We start from the raw sequence: 22098 nt of genomic DNA, 5'->3' as shown, positions 1-22098 counted from the left end.
TCTAAACCTCTTTGTCTTCACCAGCTGATACAAGAAAACGCTTTGTTTCTTTACCGGTCAAAGCAAGACTTCTGCTATCCGGCTGTGTAGTTCCTACGTAAATGGTATAATTCCCCTGATATATCCTTATCTTACCATATTCATCGCATAATCCGAAAGCTTTTTGAGGCAGCTGCAATACTACTTTTTGCTCTTCTCCCGGTTGTAAATGTACCTTACAGAAAGCTTTCAGTTGAGGATTCGGTGTATTGGAACGCTCTGCCTTTACATAAACTTGAATTACCTCACCGCCGGTGACTTTCCCATTATTTTTTATTGTTACAGTAACCTGTATGCCTCTTTCAGTTATAACCGTTGAATCAATTTCTACTTTACCGATATTAAAATCCGTGTAGGATAGACCATAACCAAAAGGATATAGTGCCTCACCTTCCATATAGCGGTAGGTGCGGTTCTTCATAGAATAGTCTGTAAAAGCAGGCAATTCCTCTGAGGAATGATAAAATGTAACAGGCAATTTTCCCTCCGGTGAAAATTCACCAAAGATAGCTTCTGCAATTGCCTTTCCTCCTTGTGCTCCCGGATACCATCCTTGTATAATTGCCGGAATATGTTCCTGTGCCCATCCTACTGCTAGTGCACTACCAGATAATAAAACCAATATAACTGGCTTACCGCTTTCATATATGGTTTTTAAGATTTCTTCTTGAATGCCCGGAAGCCTTAAATCCTTCTTGTCACCGCTGGCAAACTGGTTGCCGGCATCTCCTTCTTCTCCTTCTAGACCAGAATCCAATCCCAAACAGGCAATGACAACATCACTTTCCCTGCAAACCCCCTTAACTTCTGAGATACGGTCATTTCCTGTGCTAAGATTACTTATCCTGTCCTGAAATAAGTGACATCCTTCCGAATATAGTACTCTTACATCTTTTCCAACATAATCCTGTATCCCTTCTGATATGGTAATATATCTGGAAGCTGTTCCTTCATAATTACCAATTAAGGCTTTACGGTTATTGGCATTAGGACCAATTACTCCTATGGTTTTTAATTTGGATTTGTCAAGAGGTAGCAGGTTATTATCATTCTTAAGAAGTACCAGGCACTCTCTTGCTGCCTTTCGGTTTAATTCCTGCATCTTTTCCGTATCCACCTGATTATAATGTATGGATGAAAAAGGAACCTTAACCTCTTCATCGAATAATCCTAACTTCATACGAGTGGTAAAAAGTCTGGTTACTGCTGTTGTAATTGCTTCCTCCGTCACAAGTCCCTGTTTTACTGCTTCTAACAAATATATAAAAATATTTCCGCAATTAAGGTCACAGCCACGGTTTACGGCTAATGCCACCGATTCAACGGCACTACTTGTTACTTTATGATTTTCATGAAAATCCTTTATCGCCCAGCAGTCCGATACAACATGCCCGTCAAACCCCCACTCACCTCGTAATATCTTTACCAATAACAACTCACTGCCACAACAAGCTTCGCCGTTGGTTCTATTGTAAGCTCCCATTACAGCTTCCACATTTCCTTCTTCCACACATGCTTTAAATGCCGGCAGATATGTTTCATTTAAATCCTGCAATGAAACTTCTGCATTAAAGCTGTGTCTGATATCCTCAGGACCAGAATGCACAGCAAAATGTTTAGCACAGGCAGCAACCTTTAAATAATTTTCATCGTGTCCCTGTAATCCATTTATAAATCGAACACCAAGCCTTGTAGTCAGATAGGGATCCTCACCGTAGGTTTCATGGCCCCTTCCCCACCTGGGATCTCTAAAAATATTAACATTGGGTGCCCAAAAGGTTAACCCCTTATAAATATCCGTATCATCAAAATCCTGCTGCATATTAAATTTAGCTCTTGCTTCAGTAGCAACCGCATCTGCCACCTCTTCTAGCAATTCTTCGTCAAAGGTTGCAGCAAGCCCAATCGCCTGAGGAAAGACCGTCGCAACCCCGGCTCTTGCTACTCCATGCAGCCCTTCATTCCACCAATTATAAGACTTTATGTTCAGCCTTTTAATAGCCGGTGCAGAATGCAGCATCTGAAATACTTTTTCTTCAAGCGTCATCTGCCCTACCAATTCTTCTGCACGTTTCTTATACGAGATGATTTTCTCCCGATTTTTAGTTAACTCTGTCATATTCTTTGCACCATCTTTCTTTATGTAAATTGTACATTTTTAATAAAATCTTAGGTTAATTATATAGCTTTTTGACATGTGATTCTTCTTACATATTGCTGTTCATTAATCAAATATTGCTATTTTGAAATAATTTCATGCAATACCGATCACTTTGTGCTATTATTTTATTATAAATATCAGTTCATACTTAAGATTAGCAGAATAAAGCTTCATCATTTTATACATATGTTTTGTTTATTTAAATAATTAATAAGGCATTTTGTATAGGTGTTATCCATTTTAGCTTATTAACTTAATAGTTATATTTGCGTTTTATTTATAATATGAACATTTGTTACTGATTAGGTGATTGCAAAACAGTCATTTCGTGCAATGGAACCCACCAAAATCACCTAATTATTTATGTTTAAGAAAGGATTGATACCCAATGATAGAAATACTGAATGGTACCAGAGAAACCGTTTCCTACCTTGAGCATTTTGGAATCAGACTTTATTTAAACCAGGAGGCCGAGGATTATCCCGTTCATTGGCATACCGCGGGTGAAATTATTATGCCCATTGATAATATCTATACAGTGATTGTCAATGATACAAAACATGTTTTGAATCCCGGAGAAATCCTAGTTCTGCCTTCGGGTGAACTTCATCAGTTGTTTGCACCGGAATCTGGAGAGCGTATTATCCTACAGTTTGACTGCTCGTTGCTCTATAATCTAACCGGTTTTGATTCTGCCTTTCATTTGTTTCATCCCTGTATCGTTATTACAAAGGAAAGTAGTGAAGAATTACACCGCTTATTAAAAAACATATTATTAAATTTGAAAAAAGAATATTTTAGCAAATCACTATTAAAAGAAGCCTCTGCCTACTCCATGCTTATACAGTTTTTCGTTATTCTGGGACGAAACTGTATGAAAGGAGAAAATCGTTTTCCAGGCACCAAAAGTCAAAAACAGCACGAGTATATAGATAAATTTTTACAAGTATGTAATTACATGAATGAGCATTGTACAGAAGATATTAAAGTGGAGGATCTGGCCGCCATGGCAGGTTTTAGTAAATTTCATTTCACCAGACTGTTCAAGCAATTTACCGGAATGTCCTATTACAGTTATCTAAACAAGCATCGTATAATGCACGCTGAACGGCTTTTGATAGACCCTAATCTATCGGTAACTGAGGTTGCCATGCGCTCTGGTTTTATAAGTCTTGCAACCTTTAACCGGGTATTTAAAACCTATAAACGCTGTACTCCCACAGAGTATAAATGTCTTCACGGGACTCACTCGGTAATGGTCAGCCACTTTAAGAATGAAGCCAAACAACAGCTCTGATTACACTGAAAGGAATTAGAATGACTGCGAATATACTTTTTAATGGAGATTGGGGTTTTGCCAAATTTCCTATCTCATCAACCTATGACGATATCATAAAAGAGGATATTATCTGGACACCTGTAACCCTACCTCATGACTGGTTGATATATGATACTGCGAATTTATATCAGTCTGCAGAAGGCTGGTACCATAAAACCTTCGAGTTATGTAATTTAACTTCCTACAACCGCTACTGCCTTCGCTTTGAAGGAGTATATATGAATTCCTATTATTACATCAACGGCAAGCCTGTGGGAACCTGGAAGTATGGATACACTACCTTTGAATTAGATATTACTGATTTTGTACAACCCGGTAAAAATGAGCTATATGTCCAGGTTGTCTTTCAATCACCCAATTCCCGCTGGTACTCCGGTGCAGGAATCTATCGTAATGTCTGGTTAAAGGCCTATCCTGATAATTATCTGGTACCGGATGGAATCTATATTCATTCAGAACCGGTGAAAAATAACTGGCTTACGGAAGTAACCACCGAGATTTGTTTGAAAGATATAAAACGCTATAAAACACTATATTTGCAGCATTCCATAATAGATAAAGACAATAAACTGGTTGCAACCGCTAAAACTCCTATTGATACAACAAGCATTGCACCCTCTTACAAGGGCACAGAACCGTTGCTTATATCTCACAAAGGAAACCTGACCGTACAAAATCCTGCTCTGTGGGATATTGAAGCACCTTCTTTGTACCGTTTGGAAACCTTACTTTTATCCGAGGACAGCATGCTTGATCAATATATACAAAAATTTGGCTATAGAATCTTTGAATTTGATTGTCAGAAGGGCTTTTTTTTAAATGGACGAAGCTTCAAATTACATGGAGCCTGCGAACATCATGATTTTGGCTGTCTGGGATCCGCTGTGCATAAAGATGCCATCCGCCGAAAATTTGTACTTTTAAAAGAAATGGGCGTAAATGCTATCCGTTCTACCCACAACATGCCTGCTGTAGAATTCATGGATTTGGCAGATGAAATGGGACTTTTGATTGTATCGGAAGCCTTTGACATGTGGGAACGCAGTAAAACTACTTATGATTACGCCCGTTTTTTTGCAGATTGGTGGAAAAGGGACATAGACTGCTGGGTACGCCGTGACAGAAACCACCCAAGTATGCTTATGTGGAGTATCGGCAATGAAATCTATGACACCCACGCCGGAGAACAAGGTCTGCTTCTTACGAAAAAACTACAGGATGCTGTACTTATCCATGATCCGAAACAAAATGCCAGAGTCACTATCGGCTCCAATTACATGCCTTGGGAAAATGCCAGAAGATGTGCTGATGTGGTAAAACTTGCAGGCTATAATTATGGGGAAAGATACTATGAACTTCATCATAAAGAATATCCTGATTGGATTATTTATGGCAGTGAAACCAGTTCAACTGTTCAAAGCCGTGGCATATATCATTTTCCTTATCACCAGCCCCTCCTAGCTGATGATGATGAACAATGCTCTTCACTTGGAAACAGTTCAACAAGCTGGGGTGCAAAAAGCACGGAAGCCTGTATTATTGCTGACAGAGACGCTTCCTATTCACCCGGCCAGTTCATCTGGACCGGTTTTGATTACATAGGTGAACCCACTCCTTATCACACAAAGAATTCTTATTTCGGTCAGCTTGATACTGCCGGCTTTCCTAAAGATTCTTTTTATATTTATCAAGCTGAATGGACGGATTATAGATTCAAGCCCATGATACATATCTTTCCCTATTGGGATTTTTCCAAGGGACAGCTTATTGACATCCGTATTTGTTCTAATGCACCGCGAATTGAGTTGTTCTTTAATGGAACTTCACAAGGAATTTTTGAAATAGACCATAAAAATGGTAAAAAGCTTGTGGGGCACTGGCAACTTCCTTACAGTGACGGTGTTTTAAAAGCCGTAGCCTATGATGAGGCGAATAACCCTATAGCCTGGGAAGAAAAATCTTCTTTTAGTGATGCTTACGCTTTAGCTGCTTCAACCGATAAGCAGACTTTACTGAGTAATGGGTCAGAATTGGCATTTATTGAAATCCATGCATTGGATAAAAAGGGAATTCCGGTTGAGAATGCCAATAACAGAATATATTTAGAAATTAAAGGTCCTGGCCATCTAATCGGTCTTGATAACGGTGACAGCACGGATTATGACCAATACAAAGGATACAGCCGCAAGTTATATAGCGGAAAGCTACTGGCTGTAATCGCCTCCACCCCCTCCTCTGGCAAGATAATTGTTAAAGCTACTTCCAAAGGCTTAAAGCCGGTTGAAATTGTCCTTGACTCCCTTCCCTCTTCTGTCGGGCTGCAAGAAACAAATTACCAATATGGTTACTACCCTATAACCGCTCAAACTCACACAGAAGCAGTAAGTTTAGTGGATGAAATACCCCTTAGAAAATTAGAAATTATCTGCCCTCAGGGTAACCTTCTGTCAAAAGATACTCCATTTCTGCCTGTTATGGTTATATTACATCCTGAACATACTACTTATACCGAAGTTGAATGGAGAGTAACCAATGCTGCCGGAATCGATACTAATCTGGCGTTATTAACTGGCCATGGTAACAAAGTACAACTAAAAGCGATTGGAGACGGTATGGTCTACGTCCGCTGTTCTGCTAAAAATGGCGCTGACAAGATTCGACTTTATTCTCAGATGGAATTTTACATTCATGATTTTGGTAAAGCATTCATCAATCCGTATGAATTGGTATCTGCTGGAATCTATACTTTTGGTACAGATAACCTGACCAATGGCAATGAAAGAGGTATCGCAACTGCCAGAGACGGTAAAAGTATGATTGGCTTTGAAGGTATTAATTTTGGTGATTATGGTTCAGATCAGATTACACTACCTATTTTCTCTCTGGATGGCGAAGAATTTTCGATTGAGATTTGGGAAGGAAACGCGGAAACAACAGACGGTATTCTTCTTACTACAGTTACCTATCAAAAGCCCTCCATCTGGAATGTATACCAGGAGGAACACTATCAGCTTCCCAAACGTCTGAAGGGAATAACCTCTATCAGCTTTGTACTTTATCGAAAGATACATTTAAAAGGGTTTTACTTTACAAAGCTTAATAAAGCCATGGAGCACCTTAGCATCTTGGACTATAGCCGGATTTATGGTGATACCTATACACTTACAGACGCTGCAATCACTGATATTGGTAATAATGTAACCATTGTATTTGAGGACTTCGACTTTGAAGACAACATAATTACTAAAGTTCTAATCTGCGGCCACTCCCCGCTAGATAATAATACACTGCATCTTATTTTCGCTGGTGAGGAGGGCGAAAAACACTGTATTGTTGAATTCTCTTATTCAGAGGATTATGTTGTCAGGGAATTCAATCTAGAACCAATTTCAGGAAAACAAAACATTTCATTTGTTTTCCTTCCTGGTTCCCGTTTTGACTTTAAATGGTTTCGGTTTCAATAAGATTTTAAATATAGAAATGAAGTATTAAATAAACCGCACAAGGGAGCTCTTACAAAGCTACTCCTATAGCTTAAACTGCAACAGCCCCTTGTGTTATTACTATTTCTTTATGGGATAATACTCATAGCTTTATGATTGTTTAGAAAACTGAAGCAGCCTGTTTTTTGAATTAATGGCAATCCACAATTTATTTCCGTCATTATATATCTGTTCAAATTTTATCCCTGCTGCTTTATAATCACCGTTCTTATCATCAATATTTGCTAATAGGTATAGAATACTAAGATGAACACGTTTACTAAGTTTCATGGTTAATAATTTCGTTAATCTTACCTTGCTTTCATTTAAATCATTTATATAATACAATCGTTCTGCTGCAAGTAGTTCTAAAGCAAATTCCATACGCTTTGTAATCGGTATTAGCTTTGGTACCTCCCTTTGATACATTTCTTCACCTTGAGATATCTCTCCAAGTTCATAATAACAGGAAATCAAATTGACCGTATAAAATAGCAGTGAACCGTCACTACTAGACAATAACGATTTGTCTATAGATAAAAGAACGTCTTTCGCCTGTAAAAAATCTCCTTTAAGGTACAAAGCGGCAGCTTTATTTATTAAAAGTCCGCTATATATTTTAGGCTTTTTAGAAGTCATTTTTAATTGCTTCTCTGTTATGGCAAGAAAAATATCCGGGTCACAGTACTTCTCCAATAAAAGTAATCGTTTTCTGCTTTGTATTAAACTAACAGCCAGATAATAAATACTCACTAAAAGTAAATTAATCGATCCTGATAATACAATATTTTTTGTCAAAAAAAACAATACCGGCAGGATTATGATAGATGTAACACACATGATTATATACGTTTTACGCATGATCTTCCCCTCTTTTCTTTTCTCCCCTTGCTTTATACCGCTATTTTACCATATTTTTCTCCAATACGGAACACTATTTTAGTTGATATTTTACCATTTTTCATCATTTACTAACAAAGATTGATATATAATACCCAAACTAACTATATACATCTCCGGATAAACTGCTTAATATCTTTTCTTCTACCACTTCATACTGGCTTCCTTCTTTTTTTAAAATGCCTTTTTCACACAAAGAATGTAAGGTTCTTAATAAATGTCTATAGCTTGTCCCTAGAAGCTCAGCGATTTCTGTTAGGTTTTCTTCAAAAACAATTCTCTCTCTTTCACTATCCCTAACCCTCTCCCCTGTAGTATAAATATAGGTGGCAAGTCTTGTTTCCAGTGAATATAAAAGATTAATAGAACTATTTTTGGAACAGCTATTTAGCTTTGCACCTAAAGAGCGGCAAAGAAAGCGTAAAAATTTTGCATCTTCCATTAGATATTTTCTGACATGTTCTATAGCAATTCCGATACAACAGGTATCCTCAATTGCCTGAACATTATTGCCAGCTTCATCCGAATCCAAGATTTCAACATCCCCTAATACCATAAACTGTTGGTAAAAACAAAGTAAAAGTGACTTACCATTACTTAAGGTAGTAAAAACTTTTGCTTTTCCATCCACCAAAAAAAACAAATACCTGATTTTATCACTGTGCTTTACAAGATATTCATTTTTCTTAAAGAAAAACAATTCCATATAATTCTCCATATCCCGAGAGAACAACGCTTCCATAGAGTACCTTTTTGTATACACTTTTATTTTTTCTTTATCTTTCATGCGGATCATTTTAACTCCCATCTGTGTGCATTGACACACGTACAAATCAAGAGGTTTAAAACATCTATTCTTCGTTAAAACCTAATTCCCATCTGTGTACCATAGTGTTAATTGTTTTCTATTTATTTATTTCTATTTACTATTATGACATATGTCATAACTGATTTCAATCATACTGTGATACATTTATTTTCGTTAAAACGAAGAAAGGCAAATAACACATATGCCGGCAACTGTGTTATAATAGGTGATTTTATGATTTATGTTATTACATTACTAATTGGGGCTATTAATTCTATTATGATATTATTAAACGGTACTTTATCTGCTTCCTACGGTAATCTTTCCTCTAGTATCATAATCCATACAGTAGGCCTCATTGGTATCATTTTTGTATTGCTAATTACGAAAACCCGTTTTAAGCTTGACAGGGGTATCCCTTTATATCTTTACAGTGCAGGCTTTATAGGAATCGGTACTGTTTTACTTACCAATGTAAGCTATGCAAATCTTGGAGTATCTCTGCATCTGGCATTAAGCCTTTTGGGTCAGACTGTTTCCTCCTTGATTATTGACCATTTTGGACTCCTGGGCATGAAGACTGCGAAATTCAATCCAAAGAAAAGTGTAGGCTTACTCTTAATCGTTTTTGGAATACTTGTTATGACCGTTTATAAATAATAATTGTCTTACATTTGGGATAAACATTTAAAGTAAACCTACGTACATGGTTTAGCACCTGTGCCTTTTAATTTTTGATGACTCAAACACTTGAACAGGTCAAAATAAAAAGGTTGAAATAAAAAGGTTGAAATAGATTTTTTTATCCTAACTTACCATTTTAGAAATTTTGCAGAAAGGACAGCCGCTCACCCTTTGACTTTTATTCAGCGGCTGAGGTATAATATATGTTAATTATTTATTTGCTATTATCCATGTTATCAGGTGTGACTCTTGTAATTGCCAGAATTATCAATTCGAATCTGGCTGCAAGAATCGGTACTTATCAGGGAACCTTAGTGAATTACATTGTTGGATTATTTTTTTCTCTATTGTTCTTTTTAATCAATAAAGAAGCAGTGGACTTATCCTATGTTCATGTAAGCTCTATTCCTTTTTGGGCTTATCTAGGAGGGCTTGGCGGTGTTATTATTATTGTGGCATCTAATTATTTAACTCCTAAGATTTCAGCTTTTTATCTTACTCTGTTGCTTTTTGTTGGTCAGCTTTTTGTTGGTATCATTATTGATTATCTTCTACTACAAGAGTTTTCGACCGGAAAACTAATTGGTGGTATTTTAGTTGCCTTAGGACTAACCTATAATCTCTTCCTTGATAAAAAGACTACTCTGAAAACCGAATAATAAATACGAATTAGTTTAATATCGTTTGAATATGACAAAATATAGACAATATAACATAAGAAATTATAACCTTTTTGATATATTCTATTAGTAGAGCTGATTATATGTTTTAAGGCTTACTTATTTTAAGGAGAGGTGCTATTATGATTTACAAAGATAACAAAGTATCAGACTTAAAAATTGCCTATATTGGCGGCGGTTCCAGAGGCTGGGCATGGACCTTTATGACAGATTTATCTATGGAGCCTGCTTTAAGTGGTACAATCAGATTATACGACATTGACAATGAAGCTGCTAAAAATAACGAGATTATCGGTAACTCTTTAACCAATCGTAGTGACACCGTTGGAAAATGGGACTATACAACCGTTTCCAATTTAAAAGAGGCTTTAACGGATATTGATTTTGTTATAATTTCAATTTTACCCGGTACATTTGATGAAATGGCATCGGATGTACATTTACCGGAACGCTTAGGTATTTATCAGTCCGTTGGTGATACAGCAGGTCCGGGGGGACTGGTTCGAGGTTTACGAACAATTCCTATGTTTGTTGAAATTGCGGAAGCAGTTAAGGACTATGCTCCTAATGCATGGGTTATTAACTATACCAATCCAATGAGCGTTTGTGTTAAGACCTTATATCATGTATTTCCTGCCATTAAAGCGTTTGGCTGCTGCCATGAAGTATTTGGTACCCAAAAAGTATTAAAAGGTATTTTAGAAAGCTCTCTCAAACTTTCGGAGGTCAACCGAAGTGACATTCATGTTAATGTGCTTGGTATTAACCACTTTACCTGGTTTGACAGTGCTTCCTATAAAGGTATTGATTTATTTCCAATCTATAAAGATTATATTGCTAAAAACTATGAAGAGGGTTATCATGAAGCAGATAAAAATTGGGCAAATTCAACATTTTCCTGTGCACATCGTGTAAAGTTTGATTTATTTAATCGCTACGGCTTAATAGCAGCTGCCGGTGACAGGCATCTTGCCGAGTTTATGCCCGGTGATGAATATCTAAAAAATCCTGAAACCGTAACCTCCTGGAAATTCGGACTTACAACCGTTGACTGGAGAAAGAAGGATTTAGAAGAACGTTTGGCAAAAAGCAAACGTCTGGCTGCCGGTGAAGAAACCGTAGAATTAAAACCTTCCGGAGAAGAAGGCATCCTGCTTATTAAAGCATTATGCGGTTTGGAGCGGGTAATTAGCAACGTTAACATTCCTAACACCGATAAACAGATAAGTAACCTGCCAGAATCCGCTATCGTTGAAACCAATGCCGTATTTGAACGTGATAGGGTTCGCCCGATTCAGGCTGGAGAAATCCCTGAAAATATTCTCTCTTTAGTAAAACCACATGTGGACAATCATGAACTAATCCTGGAGGCTGCCATTAGTATAAATAAAGAAAAAGCCTTAGAGGCATTCTTAAATGATCCTCTGATAAAGAATCAATGCACAAAAGAAGAAGCAAGCAAACTTCTTGATGATATGATTAAAAACACCTTAACCTATCTTCCGAGTGAATGGGCTGAACAAGTCTGATTTAAGCGGTGTTATTATAGAAGGCTTTAAATAAACCTAATAAATAATAAAGTTAATAAAGCTAAAGAAGCTCTATGATTTCTCCGTGTATAATGGTTAATCATAGAGCTTCTTTTATATACTCAAGGCAATTGCTGCATTGATTATGGCTTTTTAATAAATTTACACCCATTGATTTACAAACCTGCCCCTTCGCTTAAATGTTTTACCACTATACACAAATACGTGTAGCAAAGCAAATTAATGTATTGGAATATTGGGTTTTCTTTCACCTGCATACACTCAATTCCGCGAAGAGGACAAGACAAGTTTTCTGTGGACCGACTATTGGAGTGACTTCACGACTTTTACCACAATTATATAGCAGACACAAAAGAGTATGGAAACGGCCTAGAGGTCTTCTTTAAGGAGCTACAGTATTCCATGGCTGCTCCAAAAGTAAATGGCTGACATTCTAATCTTGAGCTTCCCTCAATAACTCTTCTGCCAAGATACCGTATAGAGATTTGTGAGAGCCAGAAGATTTGAAGTGCTTGGATACGAAATGCCGTTTTCCTTCAGTGCTTCACCAAGTGACTTTGATACTCTTGCATTTTCCTTCCCTACATCATCGGAACGGATATCCTTTAGAAGTAGCCATATCATCAAAATAAGGCTAATGACAACTTCGCTCCTGTGTAAGGAGCGAAGTATCAGGGGATAGTTTATACTCCTTGCATAAATAAATTTCAATCCACGCTCCTGTGTAAGGAGCGACGCTCATCCGCACGACTAACCTCCCTAAAAATGCATTTCAATCCACGCTCCTGTGTAAGGAGCGACATTTTACCATGATGGATAACCTAGGTGTTGCCATATTTCAATCCACGCTCCTGTGTAAGGAGCGACAACTAATTGCCAGTCTATTTCTCTTATTGCGGTTATTTCAATCCACGCTCCTGTGTAAGGAGCGACGCAACAGATATAGTATCAACAGTACCCTTGACCATTTCAATCCACGCTCCTGTGTAAGGAGCGACTGCTCATGTTTATTTAGTTAACTGCGTAAACGGATTTCAATCCACGCTCCTGTGTAAGGAGCGACGGGTCTTTATATCTACAGTGATGTAAAAGGCAGTGGATTTCAATCCACGCTCCTGTGTAAGGAGCGACTATTAAAGCATATTACTGTACTTTGTGCGATAGATATTTCAATCCACGCTCCTGTGTAAGGAGCGACAAAAGCACCTAAAAAATGGATAGACCCAGTCAAAATTTCAATCCACGCTCCTGTGTAAGGAGCGACGTTAGTGTTCCTGTTAATTCACTGCTGTGAATATTTTATTTCAATCCACGCTCCTGTGTAAGGAGCGACAGCAAAAATGTAGTAAAAATCTATTATAAGAAATAAATATTTGTACAAGTTGCTAATTTCTATACTATATCATTCGGAACTCATAATATCAAATCATATAATAGTATTAAACAACACTAATTTTCAGTGCGAATCTCCCAGTGATTTCATGTTCACTTCACATTCGCACCTTGTTGATTCCACATGTAGGAATGAATTATGCATCAAAGAATTAATGGCGCATCTAAGTTCAAACTTTCTTTCACTCCAACATGAATCACCTTATCTTTATAATTTTTCCCAAGCAAATAGTACCTTAGGCTATCCTTTTCAACATCAATGATACCTTCTAAAATTCCACGTAATTGCCTCAATTGTGTTGTATCCAGCATACATTCAAATACAGAATTTTGAACCCGATGTCCGTAATTAACACATTGTTTTGCAACTTTCCGTAAGCGCTTTTTCCCGCCTTCACTTTCCGTATTTACATCATATGTAATGAGTACAAGCATTATCCACCTACTTCCATAAAAACGGAGGGTACGCATCTAGATCACCCCTCACGTATCGAGCTAAGAGCAAAGCTTGAACATAAGGTACCATTCCCCATTCAATTTTTTCTTTTAAAAATGGGTGCACGATTTCCTCTTGTTTCTTAGACTGCCACGCAAAAATCACCGTTTTACGTGTTTCATCCTCCATGATTACTGCACCATTCTCCTTTTGATAAAATCCACTGGCATGTATCATTTTCTTATTAATCAAGGTAAGTACAAAACGGTCTGCTAAAACCGAACGCAATTCTTCCATAAGATCAAGTGCCAAAGAGGCTCTCCCCGGACGGTCGGTATGCATAAAGCCAACATATGCATCTAATCCGACCGTTTCTAAGGCTGATTTGCACATAGACACTAACAGCGTATAGGTAAACGATAATAAGGCATTTACTTTATCAAGAGGTGGTCTTCTGTTACGCTTGTCAAACTGAAATTTATCCTTTTGCTGCAGAATCATGGTATCAAATACAGAAAAGTAAACCGATGCTGCCTCCCCCTCCATCCCACGCAACTGGTCCATAGCCGTGGCTTGTTGAATACTCTTGATGGAAGCAGTAAGGTATTCACTTTTTTCCTTTAATATCTCTGTATTCAGTCGTAATGAATAGTCACGGATGGTACGTTCTAGTACCCACTTACTGTTATATACCTTTCCAAGTATCATGTTTTTTGCAATACGTAACGACTGTTCCTTATTATCAGAAATTCTATATTGTTCTTTCCTCAATATTACATTTCCTTTTGATTCTCCACAAATAGTGGCAAGGAATCTTCCGCTTGTCGATAAAAACGTAAGAGAAATATTTTTCTCGGCACAGTATCCCATAAGTCTTGGACTTGTCCCGGCAAAGCCCATACTCACAATTCCATCAATATTATGTAAGGGGACCCTTCCTACCTCTTTCTCATCTCGCCTAACTACAACATTTTCTCCATCTAAAGAAAGATAAGATTCCGGGTTTGATATATATAGTGTGTTCAATAATCGCTTCATTCGTTATCCTCCCCTAGCATACGGTTCATGTATTCTTGTACCGTACTAACTGAATTTAATTGCGGAAGACAAATGTTTTTCAAGGAACAGGCATTGCAGCGTTTTGCTCGTTTTACTTTTGGTGTATATTTGCGTTCAAACATTTGGTGCATTTCGATAAACATCTCATAGACTTTCTGGCGAAGTTCATTATCTACGATTACCTTTGTCCTTCGGCGAATTTCGTGATAATATAAATATCCTTCTTTAATTTGGCAGGAAAGCATTTCTTCCAGACACATTGCTTGTGCTGCCAGTTGAAGTCTGTCCGCATCCTCTTCTTTTTCTTTCCCACGTTTGTACTCAATTGGAAAGACCTGATATAAACCCTCTTCACCAACAAGGTTGATTCCATCGTCTGCTTTATGAAATTCTACAATATCACATTCTCCACTAGTTCCAAGAGAGTTTGAGTATATGGGCATTCCTCTGGAGATTATAATATTTTTTCTCTTTTCATCAAACATATTATTATGGGCTTTTTGGTGAATTATATTGCCTTCTACTGTACGGACATTTTCATCCCATTGTTTTTCAATATGAATCAGTGCCCACTGCCTTCTGCAAAAAGAAAAATGTTGAATTCCAGACAGCATCAAGTAATCCTCTTCTTTATATTCCGTCATATTCTTCACAGGAAAGTCCTTCCAGCTTATCAAGAGATATCATATAATCATCTTTTAATGTATCTTTCGATTTTCCTGGTTCTGCTATGTACTTAACCTTTACCAAATCGTGTACTTTTGCTGCTGAATATTGTCCCAATTTATTATTATGTTCAAACCAGTACAACTTTTCAACATTCATAGAACCTTCTGGTCTGGCAGAAGAACTGTCATTCATAAATAAGGTACGAATTGCTTCTTTTATATGATTTGCATCTTCGGTTGTAAAACCAGTTAATTCTGCCAATTGGACATTAATACTGCCTTTTAATAAATACACGCCAAAATCAACTCTATGTTTCATTCCCATAGTATCTGAACCCTTTTTGTCCTTTGATTCGCTGTTAACGCTCTTTGTAATCTGTGTACTTGTGATGTCTACTGTTTCAACACTAAAGGCGGGTTGAATGGATACGGGTCCCCTCACTCCTACCGAAACACCGCCGCCTTTCTCTGCTTTAAATGCAAACACCTGTCCAAAGCTCCGCACATCCGCCCATGCGTTGCAAGCTGCTTTCGCATATGCCACCTTATCTTTTGCTTTCTCCGCTGCCTTTAACTCACGATTGCTGTCTGCCCTGTCATGAAGGCTGGTATAACCATCCACATTCTTATCATCCGACTGTACAAAAATTGCTTCTCCCATATCCAGTAAACGGTTTCTGATCTTTCTTTTAAGACAAACATCCGTTATTTCACCCAATCCCTTATATGTTTTTCTTGGAAGATTTCCATTGAGTGGATCTCCGTTTGGATTAGCATTTTTACAAGTTATCACAGCTACGAAATCAATTTTATTTTGCAATACTGACATATTAATATCCTCCTATTGTATATTCTATATGATTTTTGCCTTTCTTAATTTTTAACTTACTCCTCATTCTTTTTTTCTTCTGTCTTTTCCGTTTCATGCTTTTGATTCATTTCATGGAATTGGGCATAAAATCCCAACAGCATTCTCCCATCTAAATTTCTTGCTTCTAGGAAGTCTTGTTCTTCCAATTTTGTTGAAATTTCACCTAATAATTTTTGATACCAAAAAGCTTTTTCTCCATGTTTCGCAAGGTATGGAGGCAGCAGCTTGTTCAATGTCTCCCATGTTTGGCAAGGATGTTCCATAAACTTGGTAAAATACCGCATTGCATTTGTTGTTCTTTTTTTATCGTCCTCACTATAAGTTCTTCGTTCCATGACATCTGCTACCGCTAAAAGTCTTCCACACAAATATGGCAGGCTTTCCTTACTATAATCTACCTCCATGCTCCATTCCTCCTTTTCTCTTTCTAAATAGTATTTTCTTAATAGTGCACAGCTAATGGTCACTACTTTAAACCATGTAAAATAATTGTTATAGTTCTGTGGATGGCAAGCATTTCGATAAGCAGCTTTTACAATATCATAAGGTAGCTCTGCACGGTCAATAATGCAATGTAATAAACATTCCACAATATTTTTCTCAAGCTTTGCTTCCATTTCTAGATAGTTGCTTCGTTCAATTCCATATGCCGCCAATGCAATATCTCGTGGAGCAGGAGCTCCATAAAATTCTATCACTTCTTTTTGTTTGGTGAATTTATAACGATGCCGCCATGCACAGGTTGAATGCCAATAGCCAAGATTTTCAATCAATTCATTTTTCAGACTTTCCCGGTAGAAGGTAATTGCCATGCGCCCAGTCGTTGCCGCATCCATACCCAGTATGGCAATTCTATCATAATAGGATATTTTGCCGGAATATCCATTCATATAACGCCCCAATTCCTCGGCAAATTCCTCTGCTGTACATTGCACCGGTTTCTTCTCTGCTTTACCAAAAATCAGGTCATAACTATCATCATAAATATCCGGTACCTCATACATGTTTGGGTTCCAGGTGATAAATACTCTTCCGCCATAATTTTTACCCCGATCATTTACCAGCCATTTAAGAGCATTATGGGCTCTTTGCGATGCCTCGTAGCTGATTCCGGCTGCTTCGTCTGCAGATAAAAACCGTCCCCGGTAGGTAAAACCTTGCATATCATTAGAAGAAATGAGTTTTGCCATGTCACCTGTATTGCGAAGCTTACTCGGATGGTTCACAGAAAGACTTTGCAGTTCTCCCGTGATATAGCACAAGCCCTTCCCTTCTCTTTTGGATAAATAATAGTTTATATAGTCTTTTTGTAGTTTTCTGTCTTTCCACAGCTCTGCTTTGGATTCATTATCGAGTGGAAATCCGTTTACAATAAAACGAACAAACGCATCACTTTGATTTCCGGTAACTCTTTTGAATATTTCCGGTTCCGTTTCTTTATCCGGATATGACTGATATAGTTTTTTGTTCTCATCACAATGTAACACTTTTTCTCGTACTAAATCTTGGATTAAAATACCTTTTTCCAGATAATGACAGAGTGCCTGCACCTTGGGATTGGCATATTCCGACTGACACCATGCACGCAAATCCTCCATATATTTCTTATGAAAAGAATCACCTTTTTCTCCACCATACAAGGTGTAGTCTCCGGCTACATACTGCAGCTTGTCCATAAGTGGATGGTTGACGGGATGTGATCCAGCTCTTCCTGAAGATTGTTCCGTGCTTGGAATCACTGTTTCCGCATCTTCCTTTGCAATTACATTTGCTGTTACAAACTCGCTCAATTCATTAATCGTTACTTCGATATGAGCCTGCTGCGTGGTATGTGCAATGGGAAGAAGTGAATCAAATAAGCTCGATTTTTCCATATTCCGATATGTTTCTTCTAACGTAGCCATCCAACTCATAGATTTCCTCCCTGATCGCCATGTAAAAGTCCCGGTTCCTTTAATCCGGAAAAATTGATTCCTTCTGTAAAGGTTTTTTTATTCATTTTATGAATTTTCTTTGTGATACTGCACTCTTCCGGCTTGCAAAATTCAATTACTCCGTTGACCATTTTAGGTTTCCAAAACCTAGCATAAAGTATGCCTTCTCCATTCTCATCGGGATAAGAAAAACTATGAAATTGCATACCAAAATCCATTTCACCGTAGTTATCATAATATCCCTGCTCCTGATCAAAGTCACAAGGCACCACATATGCCGCACACTCCCTGGTCCCAAGCCAAATATCACGTCTTCCGCCCTTTTCAATACAGCGTTTTGCTATGAAAAAGTGTTTGTGTTCTATAAAATCCTGCGCCAGATCCTTTCGATTCTCATTCCATTCAAAGTGCGCTTTCACTATGTAAGATACATCACTAAGGTATGTGGCATAGCTTAAATCATTGCCTCCTCCATACTTAATTGGCCTTATTCCTTTGGACTCTGTTCGAATGGGATTCAAAATTCGGATTTTTTCAATCCGCCATTTGATTGAAGGCTTCCAATAAATGCTTTCCGTTACGCCTACGAGTGCCTGATACGTTGGTACAAACAAAGAAGTTTTCTCTCCGCCTATTCTTGTAATCGGATCTGTAAAGAGGGCATATCTTCCATATACTTGATAGGTAATTGCATTCTCCAATTGTTTCTCCTTTCTACTTTGAGGTTATTTAGGCGTTTGCGAAACGATAGGTCTAGGGGTTGGAAGTAGGTTAAATCATCAAAATAAAAGTGACTTCCCAATAATCGCAACCTGTTTTTGGTGATTTTGACTGGTTCCTACACATAAAATAACAGTTTCGAAATTGCCTATAATTGAGGTTATTTAAGAGATTGTAAACCTTATTTCGTTATAATGATTCATACTGTTTATATACTAATGTATATGAATTAATTTGTATAATTCATATATAATGATACTTTTATTTTTTATTCTTGTCAATATGAATTTTCTTTCTTTTTTTTATATTTTATGATAAAATAAACCGTCATCAAATTTTGATGTGGATTGAAAAATATATATTAGTTATAAAAAATAGTTGCTTTTTTAACTGTATAGCAACTATTTTTTATTAAAAATCCAAAAACTGCATTTCTCCTCCCTCCAGAACAACACCAAGTTCATCGTTATAGAACCGGTCTTCTAACATCCACACTCCACTTTTTTTATCAAAGTGCAATGCATTTTTTTCAACAAGTTTGTTTCGCATCGTCTGCGAAATATTAACCATGTATGGCTGCGCACGGTGAATAAAATCATAGCTTGGGTACCAGCTGTTTGTCTGTAATTCCCGTATCAAACTTTTCCCTTCTCCATATGGGACCAGTATTCCTTCTGAGTATTCATCAATAACCGAAAAGCTTTCTCCTGCTTTCTTAAACATATACTCAAAGATAAATGGGTAGTTTACATTTGTGGAACACTCATAATCACGGCGTTTATTTGGTTCAGATAACATTTCATATATAGAATGCTTTGCATCAACGGGGAAATCCATTTTTTCCTGAATTATATTTTTGTGATACAGATAATAATAGTAGTGTTTCATCGTAGCCGGAGACAGTAAATCAGAATCAAATTTTTCCGGATTCCTTCGATATTCATCCAAAACCCCGCTTGTACAATTTTCCCCTAGTTTGATTTCCTCTAAAGAGCCTAGGTGTTCCCCTTCCAGCCGGATAACATAAGTTTTTTTAATCTCACCGCTGCCATGGCGGTTTCCTCGGCCAGAAGCCTGAGCAATGGAGTCCATGCCGGATAAATGACGAACTACACAAGAGAAGCTAATGTCAACTCCCGCTTCAATTAATTGAGTACTGACACAAATCAAGGATTTATGTTCTTTCAGTTCCTGCTTCATTTTTGCGATTCTTTGCTTTCTATGAGCAGAACATAAATTGGTACTTAAAAAGAAGTAGTCGCATGATGCCTCCCCTAGTGTTCGTTTGATTTCACAGTAAACATCACTTGCAGATTTCTTCGTATTAAATATAAGCAATATGGATTCATTGCTTGCTTTTAATTCCCGAACAAATTCACCTGCTTCTGCTACAGACATAATCTTTTCATATCTGGCATCAATTACTTCCATTCGTTTAAAAGATTGGAACTTTGTTGATAAATCTGAAATTATTTCTCCCGTAACATGAATATTATGCTTTACTTTGGATAATTCTGGTTGCGTGGCAGAACATAATAGAATCGTATTTCTGCAGCGGCTATATAAAAAATTGACTGCATCATTAAACAGAGAAATACATCTTACCGGAAGAGCCTGTATTTCATCAAAAATTAATATGGTATCTGTTAAGTTGTGTAGCCGTCTGATATTTTTCGTGCCTCCTGCAAAAAGCGTATTAAGAAATTGCACCATAGTGGTAAATATAATTGGTGTGGTCCATCGTTCCGTTAACAGTTGTCTGTATTCCAGTTCATCTGCTTTCTCGCTCGATGGATTCGATACATTGGAATGATGTTCCAGTAGGTAATTTTCTGCATGTAGCGCATCTCTTACTACCTCTGCATTTTGTTCTATAATTGAAGTAAAGGGCAGTATATATATAATTTTAGTCTTTTTATTCTTCTGAGCATGGTTTAATGCAAATCGTAAACTTGATAGTGTTTTTCCCCCACCCGTTGGTACTGTCAATGTGTATATGCCTTCTGGTTTGCTTCCAAATTGGTGGCATTCCTTCCATATACCAAATCGAAGTTCTTTTATGGTTTGTTCTAAAGGAGTATTCGCTACTTGATTTCTGAACTTTTCTTCTGTTACATGCAATTGTCTGCTAAACTGCTCCCATAAAGGCTCCGTATCTATTTCGCCTTCTTCTTTCTCCCTTCTAACAAATAAGTAGGTATCGTATCGATCTGCATCAATGAGACAGCTATATAAAAATTTTATAAGTAAATGCATGCTATACTTTTTGTTAACAGGCACTTTGTCTTGCTGCTTACAATAATTCTCATATTCTTCTACTGCATGACAAAACATCACGTCTAATTCCCTTAAGGACAATATTCTTCGAGAAAATTGTTCTTTTGCCTGAACAAAGGACTCTTCTTCTTGTATCTTTCCTTCCGCCCAATGACAGCGCGTTAAAAGTTTTATGTCTAAGCGTTCCGATATATAATCTTCTAAACCACCATGATGATAGCAAAGAATCAAGGCACAAATTTCGGCGAGGGCTTGCTGTGTTTTAGATCCATTATGATAGCGCTCTAAAACAAGCATTGCTCCATGCTTTCCATGATCTACGCTTTTACTCACTGGTTCTTCACCAGCTATTTCTTTACGAATGGATTCTGTTATGTATTGATAAAAATTCTCTGAATATTTTCCTATATCATGCAGCAAACCCAATAATCTTCCTGTTTCTGCAAATTGTAATTTTGCTGCATATTTTCCGCATAAATTACTAACTGCCTGTAAATGTTCTTCTACAGACTGTATTGTTTCATCCTCTATTCGAAAGTGTGCCGGATATATTCTTTCACTCTCCATTCCTTCTCCTTCCTTCACGTACGTAAGATAATATCAGATATTTTCAATTCCACATATGGTAATAATTTGTAGATTTATGGATATTATAGTACAAATTATGAACACATGTCCATAATTATTTCATTTATTTTTTGTTTTAATTACTACCCAATTATTATGAGATAAAAGGAATTGAATGTTTTTTAACGCAAATATTTTTTACAACAAATAAAAAGCACCTCCATTATTTAAACGAAGGTCCTAATTATTGAAAGTCGAAGTAGTTTTCATATAATCTTTGGCTCTGTCACATCTTATTGTTGTTAATAAGGACATTTGTTTATTATCCCTTGTGTAATTTCAATCCACGCTCCTATGTAAGGAGCGACGTTTTATCGGGACAAGTCTAAGTATTCAAGCAAGATTTCAATCCACGCTCCTATGTAAGGAGCGACAGTGCCGGTTATAACATGCAAATATTCATTATAATTTCAATCCACGCTCCTATGTAAGGAGCGACTTTATTTGACAAGTTTAACTGCCAATAGATTG

At 37.2% G+C, this 22098-nt stretch carries 15 protein-coding genes and 2 CRISPR repeat arrays (1 of these 17 only partly in view); of the genes, 5 read left to right on the top strand and 10 right to left on the bottom strand.

Annotated features, from left to right (window positions below):
- Window position 1 precedes the first annotated feature (1 nt).
- Window positions 2-2158, bottom strand: coding sequence for a glycoside hydrolase family 3 C-terminal domain-containing protein (locus tag acsn021_RS09650; RefSeq protein WP_184091039.1), 2157 nt, complete (start codon window positions 2156-2158; stop codon window positions 2-4).
- 430 nt (window positions 2159-2588) lie between these two features.
- Between acsn021_RS09650 and acsn021_RS09645 the strand changes: the two genes are divergently transcribed.
- Window positions 2589-3497, top strand: coding sequence for an AraC family transcriptional regulator (locus acsn021_RS09645; RefSeq protein ID WP_184091041.1), 909 nt, complete (start codon window positions 2589-2591; stop codon window positions 3495-3497).
- Window positions 3498-3517: 20 nt separating this feature from the next.
- Entirely contained in the window at window positions 3518-7003 is a 3486-nt protein-coding gene (locus acsn021_RS09640; protein WP_184091043.1) for a glycoside hydrolase family 2 TIM barrel-domain containing protein, read from the top strand.
- A 129-nt stretch (window positions 7004-7132) separates the two neighbouring features.
- Here the strand turns inward: acsn021_RS09640 and acsn021_RS09635 are convergent, their stop codons facing one another.
- Window positions 7133-7882, bottom strand: a complete 750-nt coding sequence (locus acsn021_RS09635; RefSeq protein ID WP_184091045.1) for a hypothetical protein — start codon at window positions 7880-7882, stop codon at window positions 7133-7135.
- Window positions 7883-8021: 139 nt separating this feature from the next.
- Window positions 8022-8717, bottom strand: coding sequence for a cyclic nucleotide-binding domain-containing protein (locus acsn021_RS09630; RefSeq protein WP_184091047.1), 696 nt, complete (start codon window positions 8715-8717; stop codon window positions 8022-8024).
- 246 nt (window positions 8718-8963) lie between these two features.
- On the opposite strand from acsn021_RS09630, the gene acsn021_RS09625 reads away from it, so the two are divergent.
- From acsn021_RS09625 to acsn021_RS09615, 3 genes are all read left to right on the top strand, one after another.
- Entirely contained in the window at window positions 8964-9389 is a 426-nt protein-coding gene (locus acsn021_RS09625) for a DMT family transporter (RefSeq protein WP_184091049.1), read from the top strand.
- Window positions 9390-9616: 227 nt separating this feature from the next.
- Window positions 9617-10072: a DMT family transporter gene (locus acsn021_RS09620; RefSeq protein ID WP_207725103.1), complete on the top strand. Its 456-nt coding sequence runs from the start codon at window positions 9617-9619 to the stop codon at window positions 10070-10072.
- Between the two features lie 143 nt (window positions 10073-10215).
- Entirely contained in the window at window positions 10216-11622 is a 1407-nt protein-coding gene (locus acsn021_RS09615) for a family 4 glycosyl hydrolase (protein WP_184091051.1), read from the top strand.
- A 725-nt stretch (window positions 11623-12347) separates the two neighbouring features.
- Window positions 12348-12976: a CRISPR direct-repeat array (repeat unit 32 nt; unit sequence ATTTCAATCCACGCTCCTGTGTAAGGAGCGAC).
- A 203-nt stretch (window positions 12977-13179) separates the two neighbouring features.
- Here the strand turns inward: acsn021_RS09615 and cas2 are convergent.
- From cas2 to cas3, 7 genes are all read right to left on the bottom strand, one after another.
- A complete protein-coding gene (cas2, locus tag acsn021_RS09605) occupies window positions 13180-13470 on the bottom strand; it encodes a CRISPR-associated endonuclease Cas2 (RefSeq protein ID WP_184091053.1) in 291 nt (96 codons plus the stop codon).
- A gap of 7 nt (window positions 13471-13477) precedes the next feature.
- Window positions 13478-14509, bottom strand: a complete 1032-nt coding sequence (gene cas1c, locus acsn021_RS09600) for a type I-C CRISPR-associated endonuclease Cas1c (protein WP_184091055.1) — start codon at window positions 14507-14509, stop codon at window positions 13478-13480.
- Window positions 14506-15174 carry a CRISPR-associated protein Cas4 gene (cas4, locus tag acsn021_RS09595; RefSeq protein WP_184091483.1) on the bottom strand — a complete coding sequence of 223 codons (669 nt, stop codon included), beginning with the start codon at window positions 15172-15174 and terminating at the stop codon, window positions 14506-14508. Before cas4 ends, cas1c begins: the two co-directional genes overlap by 4 nt.
- Window positions 15161-16027, bottom strand: coding sequence for a type I-C CRISPR-associated protein Cas7/Csd2 (gene cas7c, locus acsn021_RS09590; RefSeq protein WP_184091057.1), 867 nt, complete (start codon window positions 16025-16027; stop codon window positions 15161-15163). The genes cas4 and cas7c overlap by 14 nt, the downstream gene beginning before the upstream one ends.
- Window positions 16028-16083: 56 nt before the next feature.
- Window positions 16084-17982 carry a type I-C CRISPR-associated protein Cas8c/Csd1 gene (cas8c, locus tag acsn021_RS09585; RefSeq protein WP_184091059.1) on the bottom strand — a complete coding sequence of 633 codons (1899 nt, stop codon included), beginning with the start codon at window positions 17980-17982 and terminating at the stop codon, window positions 16084-16086.
- Window positions 17979-18704 carry a type I-C CRISPR-associated protein Cas5c gene (gene cas5c / locus acsn021_RS09580; RefSeq protein WP_184091061.1) on the bottom strand — a complete coding sequence of 242 codons (726 nt, stop codon included), beginning with the start codon at window positions 18702-18704 and terminating at the stop codon, window positions 17979-17981. Before cas5c ends, cas8c begins: the two co-directional genes overlap by 4 nt.
- Window positions 18705-19134: 430 nt before the next feature.
- Window positions 19135-21567 (bottom strand): CRISPR-associated helicase Cas3', encoded by a 2433-nt coding sequence (gene cas3 / locus acsn021_RS09575; RefSeq protein WP_184091063.1) that lies wholly within the window; start codon window positions 21565-21567, stop codon window positions 19135-19137.
- A 336-nt stretch (window positions 21568-21903) separates the two neighbouring features.
- Window positions 21904-22098: a CRISPR direct-repeat array (repeat unit 32 nt; unit sequence ATTTCAATCCACGCTCCTATGTAAGGAGCGAC) (it continues 1631 nt past the right edge of the window).

It is taken from the genome of Anaerocolumna cellulosilytica, from assembly GCF_014218335.1.
GTDB classification, from domain to species: domain Bacteria; phylum Bacillota; class Clostridia; order Lachnospirales; family Lachnospiraceae; genus Anaerocolumna; species Anaerocolumna cellulosilytica.
The sequence above is the reverse complement of the archived record's forward strand: the minus strand, read 5'-3'. Positions and strand labels throughout refer to the sequence as shown.